The sequence below is a fragment of the Candidatus Pantoea communis genome, from assembly GCF_011752685.1.
In the GTDB taxonomy this organism is placed as follows: domain Bacteria; phylum Pseudomonadota; class Gammaproteobacteria; order Enterobacterales; family Enterobacteriaceae; genus Pantoea; species Pantoea communis.
Genome location: NZ_VWXC01000059.1, coordinates 1 through 1,173, shown reverse-complemented (window position 1 = coordinate 1,173; position 1,173 = coordinate 1). Strand labels below are relative to the sequence as shown.

The window sequence follows — 1,173 nt, the reverse complement described above, 5'->3', positions numbered from 1 at the left end:
TTACGGATTTTTTTATGCTTCTCAGTCAGGCTCTCGATATCGTTCATAAGTTTACGCCTCAGGAATTCTCGGGGCTTTCCGATCTCCTTTCTCCTGAACTCATTGACGAGTGTCTCGCTGATACCGGGACAGTGACGTTACGAAAGCGCCGTTTATCGATGGAAATGATGGTCTGGGCTGTAACCGGCATGGCACTTTTTCGCTCCCATTCGATGACCCAGCTCGTCTCACACCTGGATATCCTTCTGCCGGGGAAAAGGCCCTTTGTTGCGCCCAGCGCAGTTGTGCAGGCCCGGCAGCGATTTGGAGAAGATGTTATCCGGCTGATGTTTGAGAAAACACAGCGCCTGTGGTTTGAAAAGACCCCGCTGTCTCACTGGAACGGACTGACTCTGATGGCGGTGGATGGCACCGTATGGCGCACCCCTGATACACCAGAAAATGATGCCGCCTTCGGGCGAACGGCCAATATTAATAAGTGCTCTGAGTGGCCGCAGGTGCGTATGGTCTGTCAGATGGAAGTCACCAGCCATCTGTTGTCAGCAGTAGCGTTCGACAGCGTCTCAGCTGTCGGCGAAGCCGATCTTGCCGCTCAGCTTATCCCACAAACCCCCGACCACTCTCTGACCCTCTTTGATAAAGGTTTTTATGCGCTGGGTCTGCTGCACGCCTGGCAGTCGGCGGGAACGGAAAGACACTGGATGTTGCCGCTGCGCAAAGGGGCACAGTACCGTGTTGTCCGTAGCTTAGGGGCCGGGCAGGAGTTGGTGGAATTAGAGCTGTCGCCGCAGGCGAAGAAAAAATGGCAGGGTGCTGCAGACACACTGACGGCAAGGCTTATCAGCAAAGAACTCAACGGAAAAAAGGTTCAAATCCTGACATCGATGTGCGATCCGCTGAGATACCCGAAAGCGGATGTTGTGGATTTATACAGCCATCGCTGGGAAATAGAGCACGGCTTCCGCGAGATGAAACAGCACCTGCTGAATAATGAGCTGACGCTGAGAAGCAAAAAGCCAGAACTTGTGCGTCAGGAGCTGTGGGGTGTGGTCCTGGCCTATAACCTTCTGAGGTTCATGATGGCGCAGATGGCGTACAGCCTGAAAGGCGTGGAACCTTATCAGATGAGTTTTAAGCAGTCCGCACTGTATCTGAGAAGTCATCTGAGCCTGC

General features: G+C 53.5%; 1 protein-coding gene. It reads left to right on the top strand.

Annotated features, from left to right (window positions below; genetic code table 11):
• Positions 1-14: 14 nt before the first annotated feature.
• On the top strand, positions 15-1,173 hold a 1,159-nt coding region (locus tag F3J37_RS27800; protein WP_166936840.1), incomplete at its 3' end, for an IS4 family transposase.